Annotated in this window: 17 protein-coding genes and 1 riboswitch; of the genes, 8 read left to right on the top strand and 9 right to left on the bottom strand. The window is 70.4% G+C overall.

Features of this window, described 5'->3' with window-relative positions:
* Positions 1-9: 9 nt before the first annotated feature.
* The gene (locus EJC77_RS16475) at positions 10-2544 is read left to right on the top strand and encodes a PEP/pyruvate-binding domain-containing protein (RefSeq protein WP_125615115.1); all 2535 of its coding nucleotides are present in this window, start codon (positions 10-12) and stop codon (positions 2542-2544) included.
* Between the two features lie 36 nt (positions 2545-2580).
* On the opposite strand, the gene EJC77_RS16470 is transcribed toward EJC77_RS16475, so the two are convergent.
* The 6 genes from EJC77_RS16470 to EJC77_RS16445 all read right to left on the bottom strand — a co-directional run bounded on the left by EJC77_RS16470 (position 2581) and on the right by EJC77_RS16445 (position 7570).
* Positions 2581-3645, bottom strand: a complete 1065-nt coding sequence (locus EJC77_RS16470; protein WP_125615112.1) for a tellurite resistance/C4-dicarboxylate transporter family protein — start codon at positions 3643-3645, stop codon at positions 2581-2583.
* On the bottom strand, positions 3642-4721 hold the full coding sequence (locus EJC77_RS16465; RefSeq protein WP_240630315.1) for a lipoate-protein ligase LplAB: 1080 nt from the start codon (positions 4719-4721) through the stop codon (positions 3642-3644). Before EJC77_RS16465 ends, EJC77_RS16470 begins: the two co-directional genes overlap by 4 nt.
* A 118-nt stretch (positions 4722-4839) precedes the next feature.
* Complete coding sequence (locus EJC77_RS16460; protein ID WP_125615105.1) at positions 4840-5094, bottom strand: type B 50S ribosomal protein L31; 255 nt, start codon at positions 5092-5094, stop codon at positions 4840-4842.
* 143 nt (positions 5095-5237) lie between these two features.
* On the bottom strand, positions 5238-6044 hold the full coding sequence (locus EJC77_RS16455; protein ID WP_125615103.1) for a TrmH family RNA methyltransferase: 807 nt from the start codon (positions 6042-6044) through the stop codon (positions 5238-5240).
* Positions 6041-6775: a sulfite exporter TauE/SafE family protein gene (locus tag EJC77_RS16450; RefSeq protein WP_125615100.1), complete on the bottom strand. Its 735-nt coding sequence runs from the start codon at positions 6773-6775 to the stop codon at positions 6041-6043. Before EJC77_RS16450 ends, EJC77_RS16455 begins: the two co-directional genes overlap by 4 nt.
* Positions 6776-6778: 3 nt before the next feature.
* Positions 6779-7570, bottom strand: a complete 792-nt coding sequence (locus EJC77_RS16445) for an ABC transporter ATP-binding protein (protein ID WP_125615097.1) — start codon at positions 7568-7570, stop codon at positions 6779-6781.
* Positions 7571-7672: 102 nt separating this feature from the next.
* Here EJC77_RS16445 and serB point away from each other — a divergent pair, with 102 nt between their 5' ends.
* Entirely contained in the window at positions 7673-8563 is an 891-nt protein-coding gene (gene serB, locus EJC77_RS16440) for a phosphoserine phosphatase SerB (RefSeq protein WP_125615094.1), read from the top strand.
* Positions 8564-8619: 56 nt separating this feature from the next.
* Here serB and EJC77_RS16435 read toward each other — a convergent pair whose 3' ends face one another.
* Both EJC77_RS16435 and EJC77_RS16430 read right to left on the bottom strand, forming a co-directional pair.
* Complete coding sequence (locus EJC77_RS16435; protein ID WP_125615091.1) at positions 8620-9363, bottom strand: SDR family oxidoreductase; 744 nt, start codon at positions 9361-9363, stop codon at positions 8620-8622.
* Positions 9364-9399: 36 nt separating this feature from the next.
* Positions 9400-10134: a beta-ketoacyl-ACP reductase gene (locus tag EJC77_RS16430; RefSeq protein ID WP_125615088.1), complete on the bottom strand. Its 735-nt coding sequence runs from the start codon at positions 10132-10134 to the stop codon at positions 9400-9402.
* Positions 10135-10335: 201 nt separating this feature from the next.
* On the opposite strand from EJC77_RS16430, the gene EJC77_RS16425 reads away from it, so the two are divergent.
* From EJC77_RS16425 to EJC77_RS16415, 3 genes are read left to right on the top strand one after another with little or no spacing between them, the layout of a single operon-like run.
* Entirely contained in the window at positions 10336-10728 is a 393-nt protein-coding gene (locus EJC77_RS16425) for a DUF3099 domain-containing protein (protein ID WP_240630314.1), read from the top strand.
* A gap of 11 nt (positions 10729-10739) precedes the next feature.
* Positions 10740-11012 (top strand): hypothetical protein, encoded by a 273-nt coding sequence (locus EJC77_RS16420; RefSeq protein ID WP_125615158.1) that lies wholly within the window; start codon positions 10740-10742, stop codon positions 11010-11012.
* Entirely contained in the window at positions 11009-11902 is an 894-nt protein-coding gene (locus EJC77_RS16415; RefSeq protein WP_125615082.1) for an SURF1 family cytochrome oxidase biogenesis protein, read from the top strand. The genes EJC77_RS16420 and EJC77_RS16415 overlap by 4 nt, the downstream gene beginning before the upstream one ends.
* A gap of 50 nt (positions 11903-11952) precedes the next feature.
* Here the strand turns inward: EJC77_RS16415 and thiC are convergent, their stop codons facing one another.
* Positions 11953-13698 (bottom strand): phosphomethylpyrimidine synthase ThiC, encoded by a 1746-nt coding sequence (thiC, locus tag EJC77_RS16410; protein ID WP_125615078.1) that lies wholly within the window; start codon positions 13696-13698, stop codon positions 11953-11955.
* Positions 13692-13801, bottom strand: a riboswitch (TPP riboswitch). It overlaps the preceding gene by 7 nt.
* 112 nt (positions 13802-13913) lie before the next feature.
* Here thiC and EJC77_RS16405 point away from each other — a divergent pair.
* From EJC77_RS16405 to EJC77_RS16400, 3 genes are all read left to right on the top strand, one after another.
* Complete coding sequence (locus EJC77_RS16405) at positions 13914-14396, top strand: YbaK/EbsC family protein (protein ID WP_125615154.1); 483 nt, start codon at positions 13914-13916, stop codon at positions 14394-14396.
* Positions 14397-14458: 62 nt separating this feature from the next.
* Positions 14459-14587 (top strand): hypothetical protein, encoded by a 129-nt coding sequence (locus EJC77_RS21390; protein WP_276309089.1) that lies wholly within the window; start codon positions 14459-14461, stop codon positions 14585-14587.
* Positions 14588-15012: 425 nt separating this feature from the next.
* Positions 15013-15231 carry a hypothetical protein gene (locus tag EJC77_RS16400; protein WP_125615075.1) on the top strand — a complete coding sequence of 73 codons (219 nt, stop codon included), beginning with the start codon at positions 15013-15015 and terminating at the stop codon, positions 15229-15231.
* The last annotated feature ends 152 nt before the right edge of the window (positions 15232-15383 follow it).

Genomic DNA, 15383 nt, shown 5'->3' with positions numbered 1-15383 from the left:
AGCCCGGTGATGACGGACATGTCACGGCTGGTGGGGGCGCTGGCGGACTTCGGTGCGGCCGATGTGCCACTGGCCGGCGGCAAGGGCGCCAACCTCGGCGAACTGTCCCGCCGCGGGTTTCCCGTGCCGCCCGGGTTCGTCGTGACCACGGCCGCCTATGCCGCCGTGCTGGCGCAGCCCGGGCTGGGCGACCGCGTTGAGGCCCTGCTCGAGGGCCACGCCGGCATCCTTGGCGATGCCCCGGCCGACGGCGCCGCGCTGCGGGAGCTCATTGCGGCCGCACCGATCCCGGATGCGCTGCGGGACGCCATCGCCGCCGCCTACGCCGGCGTGGGCGCCCCGGCCGTGGCGGTCCGCTCCTCGGCCACGGCCGAGGACCTCCCCGGGGCCGCGTTCGCCGGCCAGCAGGACACGTACCTCTTCGTCGAGGGCGTGGAGGCGGTGCTGCGGGCCGTCGCCGACTGCTGGGCGTCGCTGTGGACCGACCGCGCCATCGCCTACCGCCGCGGCCGGGGCGTCGACCCGCACGAGGTGGCGATCGCCGTCGTCGTGCAACGAATGGTGCCGGCGGACACGGCGGGCGTCATATTCAGCGCCAACCCGGTGACCGGGGCGCGCGACGAGATCGTCATCGACGCCGCGGCCGGGCTGGGCGAGGCCGTCGTGTCCGGTCAGGTGACCCCGGAACACTACGTGCTGGCCGCCGGTATTCCGGGCAAACCGGCGCCGCTGACGTCCTGGACGCCCGGTGGGACCGGCGCCGGACCGGTGCAGGGGGCACGGCACCTGCTCTCCAACGGGCAGCTGGATGCGCTGGCCGCCCTGGCCCGGCATGTGCAGGAGCACTTCGGCCGGCCGCAGGACATGGAGTGGGCCATCGCCGGCGGCGGCATCCACCTCCTGCAGGCGCGGCCCATGACCGCGCTGCCGCCCGAGCCACTCTCACTGAACCGGTTCCAGCGCCTGGTGGGCCCGTTCTTCCTTGAGATGTTCGTCGAACGCCCCTACCCGTTGGACGTCACCGGCTGGCTGCAACACGGGATCGAGGACATGCTCGAGCGGATGGCCGGCAGCGTCGGCGTGCGCTTCCCCACCCTGGACCGGCTGCTGCCGCAGGAGGACGGCGTGGTGGTCCGGCTCGTGCCGCCCGTGCCGCGGCCCACATTGCGGACGCTCGCCGCCCCGCTGTCGGTGGCCCGGCGCGTGCGCCGGTACGATCCGGCCACATGGACCCGCGATCCCCGGTTCACCGAGTTCCTGGCCGCGACGCGGGCGCTGGACGCCGCCGACCCGGCCGGGCTCGACTGGGCCGGCCTGCTCCGGCAGGTGCACGGCTGCTTTGCGGCGGCGTCCCTCGTGTCCGGGCTGCGCGTCTCCTACCTGCCCGGCAGCTTCGTGCCGCAGGCCGCGATGCGCGCGCTGCTGCTGGTCCTCGGGCGTCCGGGTCTGGGCTCGGCGCTGATCGCCGGCGCCACGACACGCACCGCCCAGGCCAACCGGGCCCTGGCGGATCTTGCCGCCGACGTCGCGGGCGACGAGGCGTTGGCGCATGCGTTTGAAACCGAGGATGGCGTGGCGCTGTCCGGGCGCATCGACACCGATCCCGGGTTTGCGGCCTTCCGGGCCCGGTTCCGGGACTTCCTCGATGAATACGGCCACCGCGAAACGGTCAGCGTGGTGCTCTCCAGCGCGCCGACGTGGGCCGATGCGCCCGAGACGGTGCTCGGCCTGATCAAGGCACTCGCCGGCAAGGCACCGGCCGGCGAGCGGCGGCCGGCTCCGAACCAGACGGGTGAGGCGATGCGGCGCCTGGTCGCCCACCCGGCCCTGCGCGTGGGCCCGATCCGGCGGATCGTGCTGCGCGCCGTCACCGACGCCAAGACGGGCGTCGCGTTCCGGGAGGATTCGCACTTCTACCTGACCGGACCGCTTCCGGCGCTGCGCCGGGCACTGCTCGAGATGGGTGAGCGGTTGCGGGTGGCCGGCGTCCTGGGTGCGGCCGCAGACGTCTTCCACCTGCGTCTCGACGAGCTGGAACGGATCCGCGTGGACGACGACGGCGTCTGGCCCGCGGCTGCGGCGCCCCGGTTGCGCGACGCCGCCCGGACCCGGGCGGCCAGGCGGCGTGAACTGGCCGGCGTGCCGCTGTTCGACCCGGCCGCGCTGCGCCCGGCCCGGGGTGCCGGCCCCGATGCCCTGCTCTCCGGACGGGGGGCCAGCCGCGGCACCGCCGCCGGGCGGGTGCGCGTGGTGCTCTCGCCGGCCGGCTTCGGCACCCTGCTGCCCGGGGAGGTGCTGGTGTGCCCGTACACGAACCCGTCGTGGACGCCGCTGTTCCAGCGAGCCGCGGCCGTCGTGGTGGACACCGGCGGCATCGGTTCCCATGCGGCCATCGTGGCCCGCGAATACGGGATCCCCGCCGTCATGGGAACCGGCAACGGCACCACGGTGCTGCGCGACGGCCAGGCGGTCCGGGTGGACGGGACCCGGGGCCGCGTCCTCGCGGATACTCCCCCGCCCGTCTTCCCAACTGTGACGCGGTAAATGCTGGTTTTCCGCGGATTCCCAGCACTTACCGCGTCACAGTTGGGTTCGGCGGGCGTTGCGACGGCGTGCCAGGGCCGTGGCCGCCGTGGCCAGCATGCCGGCCGTGACGGCGGCCCACACGACGACGGCCACCCACGTGGTCCACTGGCCGATCGAGGCCAGGACCGGCAGGCCGGTGCCGCGCCCGAACCGGAACGTGGCCGCGGCGAACATGCCCAGCGGGAACACGATGCTCCACAACGCCGTGCCGTAGCGCAGGGGTTCGCGCCGGATGGCGTGGCGCCAGAACCCGAAGGCGACGAGCAGCGGCACCCACCACAGCCCGAACGCCCACAGCAGGTAGCTGACCCCGCCCACCACCGGCGCGGCCAGTTTCACGACGGCCGCCCCCGCCGGCAGCCCGAGGATCAGGGACCCGGCCAGCACCGTGATGGCGGTGGCGCCCATGAAGATCCAGTTGGACGGCACGATGCCCTCGCCGCGGTCGGCCCCGGTGAGCAGGCGCAGGATGACGAGCGTCGTGAGTGTCAGGTACAGCATGATGCCGATGCCCCACAACGCGACGGCCGCATCGTTGAGCAACGGATGAGTGTGGTCGTCCGCGGCCAGCGTGGCCGCGGCGATGGACAGCGACTGGGTGGACACCACCCACAGGAACCAGCTGCCGTCCACCGGCAGCAGCAGGGCCCGCCGGCTCGCACCGGCGTCGGTGCGCAGCATCATGGACAGCGGCACGCCGTAGGCCAGGAACAGCCACACCGGCACGCTCACGGCGGCCAGCAGCCAGGTTGCGGCCGGGTCGGTCGCGTGGAAGCCGGTGCCGACCACGTTCAGGGCGGCCACCAGGGTCAGGTAGCCGAATCCGACGTGCGGGCTGCGGAAATCGGCGACCACCGGCGCCGTCCGCGTGACCAGGCGCGCCAGCAACCCCGCCGCCAGGACCACGAGCGCGGCCGCGGCCACCCAGCGCAACGCCGTCGACGCGGTCCGCGCACCGACATCGAGCAACGCCGTGGACACGATGCCGGTGGCCATGACGAAGGAAAAGGCGGCCGGCGGTTGCTCCAGCCACCAGCGCCGGGGCGCGGGGCCCGTCACGGGATGCGGTCGAGCCAGGCGCGCGTGCCGAACTTCGTCTCGACCCGCCTGGCCGCCTCGTCGAGTTCCGCATCGGTGAGCGCCGTGGCCGTGGCGTCGTACCGGCGGGTGAAGGTCTCGGCCATGGCGGCGATGATGTCCGCGCGGTCCAGTCCGGTCTGCCGGCGCAAGGGATCGACGCGCTTCTTGGCCGACGTGGTGCCCTTGTCGGAGAGCTTCTCCTGGCCGATGCGCAGCACCTGGACCATCTTGTCCGCGTCGATGTCGTAGCTCATGGTGACGTGGTGCAGCAGGCCGCCGTTGGCCAGCCGCTTTTGCGCGGCGCCGCCGATCTTGCCCTGGTCGGTGGCGATGTCGTTGAGCGGGACGTAGAACGCCGTGACGCCGATGGAGTCCAGCGCCGCCATGACCCAGGCGTCCAGGAACGCGTACGATTCTTCGAACGTCAGCCCGTCCACGAGGCTCTGCGGCACGTACAGGGAGTACGTGATGCAGTTGCCGGCCTCCATGAACATGGCCCCGCCGCCGCTGATCCGCCGGGCCACGGTGATGCCGTGTTCGGCGACGCCGTCCGGGTCGAGTTCGTTGCGCACGGACTGGAAGCTGCCGATCACCACGGACGGCTCTTGCCAGTCCCAGAAGCGCAGTGTCGGGTTGCGTGTGCCGGCGCCCACCTCCTCGGTGAGCAACTCGTCCAGGGCCACGTTGACGAGCGTCGGCTGGACGGTCGGGGCGATGATGTCCCACCGGTGGTCGCTCCACGTCGTCGCCTTCGCCAGGGCGCGGCGGACGGCGACGGCGACGGCGTGCGCGGAAAAGCCGGACAGCACGACGTCGGCCGGCAGGGCCGCGTCGATGGCCGCGGCCAGCGCCGTGGCCGGCAGCTCGGTGGACAGGCCCGCCAGGGCGGCATTGATGGTGTCCAGCGCCTCGTCGGGTTCGAGGAAAAAGTCGCCGCTGACGGACACGTTCGCGAGCCGGGAGCCGTCACCCGCGCCGTCGGCCACCGTGTCCAGGTCGACGACGACGAGCTTGCCGCCGCGGACCTTGTATTCGCCATGAAATTGTGGAGCCATGGCTCCCATCTTGCCACGGGCCACCGCGTGCCGAGGCGGCCCGCAACAGGGCGGGAGCCGTTAAGCACGGCAGGCCCGCACCTGTTGGTGCGGGCCTGCCGTGCGGCGGCGAAGTCCGTTACTTCTTGCCGAAGTTCTTGAAGCGGGCGTTGAAGCGCTCGACGCGGCCGGCCGAGTCCATGATGCGCTGCTTGCCGGTGTAGAACGGGTGCGAGGCGGAGGAGATTTCCACGTCGATGACGGGGTACGTGTTGCCGTCCTCCCATTCGATGGTCTTGTCCGAGGTGGCCGTGGAGCGCGTCAGGAACTTGGTGTCGGAGGCCAGGTCGTTGAAGACGACGACTTCGTACTTCGGGTGGATATTCTGCTTCACGGTAGTTACCTCTGGAAAATATCGCCTGGATTTGGCCAGGCTGATGAGCATGGAAGGGCCCGTTGGGGCCATCTTGAAACATTACCGGTTCCGGCCCGGATTCCCAAGCCGGAGCGCGACCTGACAGGCTCGACCACCGTTCACTACCGGGCGCGGCAGGCGAAGAACGCGACCGCACTGGCGGCGGCCACGTTCAGCGAGTCCACGCCGGGGCGCATTGGGATCTTCACGCGCAGGTCGGCCGCGGCCAGGGTGCCGTCGGCGAGCCCGTCGCCCTCGGTGCCGAGGATCAGCGCCAGCTTCTCGTCATTGCGGGCGGCGAGCTCATCGATGCCCAGCGAATCGGGCGCCAGGGCGAGCGCCGCCGTCGTGAATCCGGCCGCCCGCAGCACGGACAGCGCGCCGGGCCAGGCGTCGAGGCGGGCCCACGGCACCTGGAACACGGTGCCCATGCTCACCCGGATGCTGCGCCGGTACAACGGGTCGGCGCAGTGCGGGCTGACGAGCACGGCATCGACGTCCAAGGCGGCGGCGGCGCGGAAGATGGCGCCGAGGTTCGTGTGGTCGACGATGTCCTCCAGCACCGCGATGCGCCGCGCCCCGGCCAGCAGCGCGTCCACGGCGACCGGGGCGGGGCGGTGCATGGCGGCCAGCGCGCCACGGTGCAGGTGGAAGCCGGTGATCTCCTCCAACACGCCCGGCGTGCCGACGAACGCGGGCACGTCCGGGTGGGCGGCCAGCACGTCGGCCAACCCGTCGAGCCACTTTTCGGCCAGGAAGAACGACCGAGGCCGGTGCCCGGCGTCCAGGGCACGGCGCAGCACCTTGGAGCTTTCGGCGATGTACAGGCCACGTTCCGGGTCGGTGCGCCGGCGCAGGGCCGCGTCGCTCAGGGCGGCGTAGTCGGCCACGCGCGGGTCGTCGGCCGATTCGAGCCGGACGAGCGTCACGCCGCCACCAGCTTGGCGACCAAGTTGGCCAGCGCGACCAGGCCGAGCACCACGATGACCGCACGCAGCCAGAACGGCGAGAGCCGGCGGCCGATGTGGGCGCCGGCGAACCCGCCGACGAGGGAGCCGACGGCGATCAGGAGCACGACCAGCCAATTGATCCGGTTGAACGCGAACAAGAGGTAGGACACGGCCGCGACGAGGTTCACGACGAGCGTGAGGATGACCTTGACGGCGTTGGACTGTTGCAGCGTGGAATGCAGGAAGATGCCGAACACGGCCATCAGCAGGATGCCCTGGGCGGCCGTGAAATAGCCGCCGTAGACGCCGATCAGGAACACGAGCGCATACAGCGACGGGGCGATCGGCTGGTGGTCGGCCTGGTCGGGGGTGATGTGCTCGGTGGCGTTGCGCTTCTTCACCCAGGCGGCCAGGCGCGGCTGGAAGATGACCAGCAACAACGCGACGACGATCAGGATCGGGGCGACCACGCCGAACACCGAGTCGGGCAGGTGCAGCAGCAGGTACGCGCCCAGCAGCCCGCCCACCAGCGAGACGGGGATGAGCCGCCACAGCGTGCGCCGCATGCTGGCCGCCTCGCGCCGGTACCCCCAGGCGCCGGAGAAGCCGCCCGCCACCAGGCCCATCGCGTTGGAGATGACGGCGTTGACCGGGGCGTAGCCGAGCGCGACGAGGACGGGGAACGTGACCAGCGAGCCGGAGCCGACGATCNCCTAGCCGTCGTGGCGGGCGACGGCGGTGTAGCGGCCGTTGGCCCGCGTCACCGTCAACGGGAGCGCGAACGTCTCCGAAAGGTTCGCCTCGGTGAGCGTCTCCGCGATGGGCCCGGCGGCCACGACGTTCCCGTCGCGCAGCAGCAGCGCGTGCGTGAAGCCCGGCGGCACCTCCTCCAGGTGGTGGGTGACGAGCACGATGGACGGGGCGAACGGGTCCTGGGCCAGCTCGGCCAGGCGGCGGACCAGGTCCTCACGCCCGGCCAGGTCCAGCCCGGCGCCCGGCTCGTCCAGCAGCAGCAGTTCCGGGTCCGTCATGAGCGCCCGGGCGATCTGCACGCGCTTGCGCTCCCCCTCGCTCAACGACGCGAACGGCCGGTTCAGCAGCGTCGAGACGCCCCACTCCTCCAGCAGCCCGAAGGCGCGCCGCTCGTCGTCGCGGGCATAGTCCTCGCGCCAGCGCCCGGTCACCCCGTACGCGGCGGTGACGACCACGTTGAGCACCTTTTCATGCTCGGGGATCTGGGTGGTCAGCGATGAGGACGCCAGGCCGATGCGGGGGCGCAGCTCGAACACGTCCACGGCGCCCAGGACCTCGTCCAGGATGCCGGCCACGCCGCGGGTCGGGTGCATGCGGGCGCCGGCAATCTGCAGCAGCGTGCTCTTGCCGGCACCGTTCGGGCCGAGCACGACCCAACGCTCCCCCTCGCGGACCTGCCAGTCGACGGCATCCAGCAGCGTCTTGGTGCCGCGGACCACGCTGACACCGGCCAAACCCAGAACTTCACTCATGGACAATGAGCCTATTCCACCCACGCCCGCCCACGCGAACCACCGGGATCCCGGGGCGAACACGGCACGGGCCGGCCCCGGGATTTGGGTAGAATCCCCCGTATGCCCTCCACCTTTGCGGCGGTCAGCCATGGCCGCACCCTGTCCCCCGCCGACCTCGAGACGGTCAGGAGCGTGCTCGCCGGAACCGGCGCCGCCGTCACCGCCGAGTCGGGTACGGAGCACCCGGATTTCGCGGCGCACGTCTTCGAGCTGGCGCCGACGGACGACGACGGATTCGTCACCCGGGTGCGCACGGCGCTCGCCGACGCCGCGAGCGGATCCGTGGACACCGCCGTCGTGCCCGCGGCCCTGCGCACCGCCGCACGCAAGCTCATCATCATGGACGTCGACTCGACGCTCATCCAGCAGGAGGTCATCGAGCTGTTGGCCGCGCACGCCGGCACGGAGGCGGAGGTGGCGAAGGTGACGGCCGCGGCCATGCGCGGCGAACTCGACTTCGCCCAGAGCCTGCACCACCGCGTCGCCACCCTGGCCGGCCTGCCGGAGTCCGTGCTGGCCGACGTCGGCGCCCGGATCAAGCTCACCCCGGGTGCCGAGCGGCTGGTGCGGACCGCGAAGGCGGCCGGGCACGTCGTGTGCGCCGTCTCGGGCGGGTTCTCCCAGATCCTGGCCCCGCTGGCCGCCGACCTGGACCTCGACTTCGCCCGGGCGAACGACCTGGAGATCGTGGCCGGCACCCTGACCGGGCGCGTGTCCGGCGCGGTCGTGGACCGGGCCGCGAAGGCCGCGGCGCTGCGCGAATGGTGCGCGGCGGCGGGCATCGACCCGGCACACTCCATGGCCATCGGCGACGGCGCGAACGACCTCGACATGATGGCGGCGGCCGGCCTGGGCGTGGCGTACAACGCCAAGCCGGCCGTGCGCGCGGCCGCCGACGCGCAGATCAACATCCCCAACCTGGACGTGGCGCTGGCGCTCGCCGGCATCTGAAGCCACGCGTTGGGCGGGGCATCCGGCCTGGCTGCCCCGCCCAACGCCCGCGGTGTCTACTTCGTGAAGTAGTCGGCACCGCCCACGTACTGGGTGTGCCCGGAGGCCACGTCCGCGGCGGCCATGGCGGCGACCTCGGCGGCGAACTCGTTGACAGAGTACAGCTTGCCGGCCTCGGCGCGCCGGGCCTCGATGGCGCCCGGATTGGCGCGGTCCAGCAGCGTGGCCGTCACGGTGCCCTCGATCATGTCGCCGGAGACGACGACCAGGGAGATGCCCTTGGCGTCCAGGTCCGGGATGAGTGCGCGCAGCGCATCCTCGCCGGCGCGCTTGCTGCGGGCCACCGGCTCGTATTCGGGCATGGTCGGCACCGTCTCGATGAAGTGCGCCTGGTGGCTGGTCACGAACACCACGCGGGAACCCGGCGCCATGACGGCCGCCGCGGCCTGCAGCATGTTGACCTGGGCGTCCCGGTTCAGCCGCAGCGCGTAGTCCTCGGCCATGCCGGACTCCATGCCGCCGGAGGCATTGAGTACCAGCACGTCCACCGAGCCGAAGTTCTCCTTCGCGGCGTCGACCAGCGCCTGCGCGCCGCCGTCGGCCGTCAGGTCGGCACCCACGGCGACCGCGCGGCCGCCCGCGGCCTCAATCTCCCCGACCACCTTGGTGGCGCGGGGCGCCTTCTGCCGGTAGTTGACGACGACGGCGGCACCCTCGGCGGCGAGGAACTTGGCCACATCGGCGCCCACCCCGCGTGAGGAACCGGTGACGATCGCCGTCCTGCCTTCAAGCTTTCCCATCAATGATCCTCGATTTCTATGTGCGTGTGATTGGAACTAGTGGCCCATGCCGAGGCCGCCGTCGACCGGGATGACGGCGCCCGAGATGTACCCGGCCTCGTCGCCGGCGATCCAGCGAACCACGTTGGCGACCTCCTCGGCGGAGGCGAAGCGGCCGGCCGGGATGGATGACAGGTACTGCTTCTGTGTGTCCTCCGGCAGGGCCGCCGTCATGTCCGTCTCGATGAAGCCGGGGGCGACGACGTTGGCCGTGATGCCGCGGCCGCCCAGTTCCCGGGTGAGCGAGCGGGCGATGCCGACCAGGCCGGCCTTCGAGGCGGCGTAGTTGATCTGGCCGGGCGAGCCGTACAGCCCGACGACCGATGAGATGAGCACCACCCGGCCGCGGCGCAACCGCAGCATGCCCTTGGATGCGCGCTTGATGACGCGGAACGCGCCGGTCAGGTTCGTGTCGAGCACGGAGGTGAAATCATCCTCGCTCATGCGCAGCAGCAGCGTGTCCTTGGTGATGCCGGCATTGGCCACGAGCACCTCGACCGGACCATGCGCGGCCTCGACCTCGGTGAACGCCGCATCCACGGACGCCTGGTTGGTGACGTCGGCCCGCACGCCGAGGATGCCCTCCGGCAATGCGGTCTCGCTGCGGTAGGTCACGGCCACCTTGTCGCCGTTGGCCAGGAACGCCTTCGCGATGGCCAGGCCGATGCCCCGGTTGCCGCCCGTGACCAGGACGCTGCGGCCCGTCCCGGATTCGGTGTGCGCTGCACTCATGTATTCCTCCAAGTTCGTCTGTCCGCATTGCATCCTACGGTGTGAACAGGCCCGGCACACAGTTGTGCTTTTGGCCCTCCCCGCCGCCGGTGAGAGAATGAAATCGTCTATTGGAGCGTGATGAAACACCATACTGCCGGCCATTCCCCGGTCGATCACGGCCCGGAGTCTTCGCATGGTGGGGCATCGCACCAGGATGTCGTGAGCATCACGGGGGCCCCGGCCGCCCACAGCGACGAGATCCACGACCGCATGGTCAAGTACGCCGTCACCATGGGCATCCGCATGGTCTGCATCGGGCTGATCTTCGTGTTCGACGGCTGGTACAGGCTGATCCCGGTGGTCGGCGCCGTGGTGCTGCCCTGGGTCGCCGTCGTCATCGCCAACGCCGGCTCCGACACCTCGAAGATCGACACCAGCGCACTGCTGGAGGTGGCCCCCATGGATGAGCTGACCGAGGAGCCGTGGTCCGAGGCGGACGAGGTGCTCCAGGGTGAGGTGGTTGACGACAGTCTCATTGACGACGACGACGGCGGGCCGGCCGACGCCGGCGACGGCACCGCCGATGCCGAGGAAGACGAGGACAACAGGTGAATCTGGGCGACATGCTCGGCGGGCGGGAACCCGCCGCGGAGGCGATCTGCTCGCGCAAGGGCTGCCGGGCCGCGGCGACCACGCAACTGCTGTGGAACAATCCCAGGATCCACACACCCGAGCGGCGTAAGATCTGGCTGGCCTGTGACGAGCACGCCGGCTGGCTTGAAAGGTATCTGCGCGAGCGTTCCCTGTGGAAGCAGACGCTGCCCCTTGCCCCCGGGCCGGCCGCATCGCAGCCACCCGCCCAGTCCCGCCCGGAAGGAACCAACCGCCGCCCATGAAGCCGTACAAGTTCCTGTTCTCCAGCCGCTGGCTGGGCTATTTCGTCGTGGCCGTGATCTTCGCGATCGCCTGCGTACTGCTGGGCAACTGGCAGCTGAACCGCCGCAATGACGTGGTGGCGAACATCAACCGGATCGAGACGAACTACTCGGCAACGCCGGTCCCGTACGCGGACCTGGCCGGGCAGTTCGCACACCTCGACCAGGCCCGTGAATGGACCCAGGTCACCATGCGCGGCGTCTACCAGGTGCGGGACACCCGCATCATCCGGAACCGGCCGCTGAACGGCACACCCGGCTACGAGGTGGTCGTGCCATTGAAGCTGGAGAGCGGCGACACCGTCATCATCGACCGGGGCTGGCTGCCCATCGGCGACAAGGTAAGCGGACACCCGGACGTGGTGCCGGCGCCGTCGCCCGGCACGGTCACGGTCGTGGCGCGGCTGCGGCCGGCCGAGCCGAAGCTGGACCGCGGGGCGCCGGCCGGCCAGCTCGCCTCGATCGAGCTGGGCATGTATGCGGCCGAGCTCAACTATCCAATCAAGACCGGCGCGTACGGCCTGATGGCCGCCGAGTCGCCCGCCGCCACCACGAATCCGGTGCAGTTCCCGATGCCGTCGATCGACGAGGGTTCACACCTGAGCTACGCGCTGCAATGGGTGTGCTTCGGCGTGCTCGCCTTCGTCGGGTTCGGCTATGCGGCGCGCCTGCAGCGCCGCAATGACGAGTTCGCGGCGCAGGAGGCGGACGAGGCCGGCGTGCCCGTGGACGAGCTGATCGGCCGCAGTTCCACATTCGCCCCGCGCCGGGCGCCGAAAAAGCGCCGCCCGGGCGCCCGGCCCACGGCCGAGGAAGAGGAAGACGCCATCCTCGACGCGCAGGGTTTCTGAGGACGGGCGCCGTCCCCGCCAAGGGTCGTGGCGGGGACGGCGCCCGTCGCTCAGGTACGCGGCAGCGCCGGTTCCGGCAGGTAGACCTTCCCGCCCGAGGCCCGGAACTCGGCACTCTTGGCGGCCATCCCCTCCGCGATGCCACGCTGCCGGTCCTCGCCGCCGAACGTGTCGCGGATGTCCTGGCTGATGCGCATGGAGCAGAACTTCGGTCCGCACATGGAACAGAAGTGGGCCGTCTTCGCCGACTCGACCGGCAGGGTTTCATCGTGGAACGCCTCGGCCGTCACCGGGTCCAGCGACAGGGCGAACTGGTCGCGCCACCGGAACTCGAACCGGGCCTTGGACAGCGCATCGTCCCGTTGGCGCGCGCCTGGGTGGCCCTTGGCCATGTCGGCGGCGTGGGCGGCGATCTTGTAAGTGATCACACCCGTCTTCACGTCGTCCTTGTTTGGCAGTCCCAGATGCTCCTTCGGCGTCACGTAGCAGAGCATGGCCGTCCCATACCGGGCGATCTCGGTGGCGCCGATGGCGGAGGTGATGTGGTCGTATCCGGGGGCGATGTCGGTCACGAGCGGTCCGAGGGTGTAGAACGGGGCGCCGTCGCACAGTTCCTGCTGCCGCTCCACGTTTTCCCGGACCAGGTGGAACGGGACGTGGCCGGGGCCTTCGACCATGACCTGGACGTCGTATTGCCACGCCCGCTTGGTCAGTTCGGCCAGCGTGTCCAGCTCGGCGAACTGGGCGGCATCGTTGGCGTCGGCCGTGGACCCCGGCCGCAACCCGTCCCCCAGTGAGAAGGCGACGTCGTACCGGGCGAAGATCTCGCACAGCTCATCGAAGTGCGTGTACAGGAAGTTCTCTTCGTGGTGGGCCAGGCACCAACCGGCCATGATCGAACCACCGCGCGAGACGATCCCGGTGACGCGTTCGGCCGTCAGCGGCACGTGGCGCAGGAGCACCCCGGCGTGCACCGTCATGTAATCCACGCCCTGTTCGCACTGCTCGATGACCGTGTCCCTGTAGATTTCCCAGGTGAGCTTGTCCGCCTCGCCGTCGACCTTCTCCAGCGCCTGGTAGATCGGGACCGTGCCGATGGGTACCGGGGAGTTCCGGATGATCCACTCCCGGGTGGTGTGGATGTCATCGCCGGTGGACAGGTCCATGACGGTGTCGGCACCCCACAGCGTGGCCCACTGCATCTTGTCGACTTCCTCGGCGATGGAGCTGGTGACGGCGGAATTGCCGATGTTGGCGTTGATCTTCACCAGGAAGGCCGACCCGATGATCATCGGCTCGGACTCCGGATGGTTGATGTTGTTCGGGATGATCGCCCGCCCGGCCGCGAGTTCGCTGCGCACCAGTTCGACGTCGCACGACTCTCGCAACGCGACGTACCGCATCTCCTGGGTGATGATTCCGGCCCGGGCGTAGTGCATCTGCGTGACGGTGGCGCCGTCGACGGCCCGCCGGGGACGGCGCGGCATGCCTTTCCATTCCGCGGACGCGCCGCCGCGGCGGGCGGCCCGCCGGCCGTCGTCGTGCAGGTTCCGTTCCCGCCCGGCGTACTCCGCCGTGTCGCCGCGGCCTGCGATCCAGCCTTCACGCAGCGGCGGAAGACCCCGAACGGGGTCGCTGCCCGGACCGGCGGTCCGGTACACCTCCAACGGCGGGTTTGCCGAGCCCGACGGCGAGGCCGCCAGCGCGATGCTGGTCACCGGCACGCGCAGGTCATGCTCCGGATCGACCGCGTATGCCAGTGAATGGGCAGGGATCTGCTGCAAGGGGTTGTTCATTGGTGCTCACTTCCTTCGCCGGCATTACCCGGACAGGTTCGACGGTCGCGGGCTGCCTCAGCCCGATCTCAGCCCCTGCATCAGGGCTCCCGTGTGGTCACCAGTGAAACTACACGCAATGCGTGCGGGTGCCAAATATGCCGCCCTGGGGTCCGGTCCGCGCCGGCGGCTCGCGGTCGGGCCTCGCGGGCTCCTAGACTGGCACGGTGAACAACATGTCCTGGACGTACCAGTCCGACCCCGTCACCGAACGCATTCGCGCCGCCTTGCTGGCCGCGGGATTGCCGGACACCGTGGTCGAGGTCGACGATTCCGTGGCCACGGCCGCCGATGCGGCTGCCGTGTTGGGCTGCGAGGTGGGCGCCATCGCCAACAGCCTCATCTTCGAGTGCGACGGCGAGCCGCTGCTGATCCTCTCCAGCGGCGCCGGCAGGGTCGACGTGCGCCTCGTGGCACGGCTCCACGGCTTGGGCAAGATCCGCCGCGCAACGCCCGAGTTCGTGCTGGAGCATGCCGGCCAGCCCGTGGGCGGCGTCGCGCCCGTGGCGCATCCGGCGCCGCTGCGCGCGTTCCTGGACACGGACCTGCGCCGGTACCCGCTGCTGTGGTGCGGGGCCGGGTCGCATCAGGCCATGTTGTCCATCGGCTACGACGAGTTGTTGCGTGTGACGGACGCAGTGGAGACCGCCGTCCGGTAATTCCCGTATGTGGCTATCCATGTAAGTGCCAGGATGTCGGCCGGTTCGGCCGGGCAAGGCAGTTGCCTGCACTGGGCGTGCGTCGCGGTGTGGACACGCCCGAGGGCTCTGCCGACGACTATCTGGACCCGTTGCAGTTCATCTTCGAGCGCCGCCCGTCCATCCTGCTCCCCCTCCCCCAACTCAGGTGAGCTGGCGAGGGATTCCGGCCCGGATCCCCTCACCTGCTCACCCCTCGACCGTCGCGTCGTGCGGTGGTCGAGCGCGTCGAGGCCCGGCCGTACGACGCCAAATTCGAATACAACCAATCATTGAAGTCCTACCCAACTGTGACGCAGCAAGTGCTCAATCTTGGCTCAACTGGGGCGCAGTTAAGCACCATTTCACGCCGATTTCGGTGCTTAACTGCGCCCCAGATGGACGCTTTGACGGTAGCGAAAGCATGTAAGAATTTCCATTTCTTGATCCGACGATACCCTTGTTATCGAAATAATATTCGAGCATACTAGAGGCATGGACACGGAGCGGGCCGCTCCCGACCACGCGGGGCCCGTACCAGTCGTGGATCAGCCGGCGGCTGATCACCCTCGCCACGGCCGCGATCCGGTCCCTGACCGTGGTCGATGTGGGCGCCGGCGCCCTGTGTCTGGCCCGGCTGGGCGACGCGGAGGCGGTCGCCTTCGCCCGCGACGTCGAATCCCTGGCCCGGGTGCTCTCCTCCCTCCAGGTCACGATCGCGGCCGAGCTGACCGCCCGGGCGGCCGCGGGCCGGTACGAGGCGGCCGGGCGGCCATCGCCCTCGGCGGCCAGGTCCGCCTGCGGTGGATCACCGTAGGGCTTCTGGGTCTCTGGACGGTGTTCGGCCTCGCGGGCGAATGAACAAACCCGGACGGCCATCGCCTTGGGCTCGGCTGCGTTGCCGTCTACGGCTACGCCCAGAAGCGCTAACGCGGATTTCCGCACAGCCGGTTCGCCGCAATCCTCGTG

Origin of the sequence: Specibacter cremeus (genome assembly GCF_003946885.1) — a bacterium.
GTDB classification, from domain to species: Bacteria; Actinomycetota; Actinomycetes; order Actinomycetales; family Micrococcaceae; genus Specibacter; species Specibacter cremeus.
Note: the sequence above shows the minus strand (reverse complement) of the source record. Positions and strands in the feature narration are given on the sequence as shown.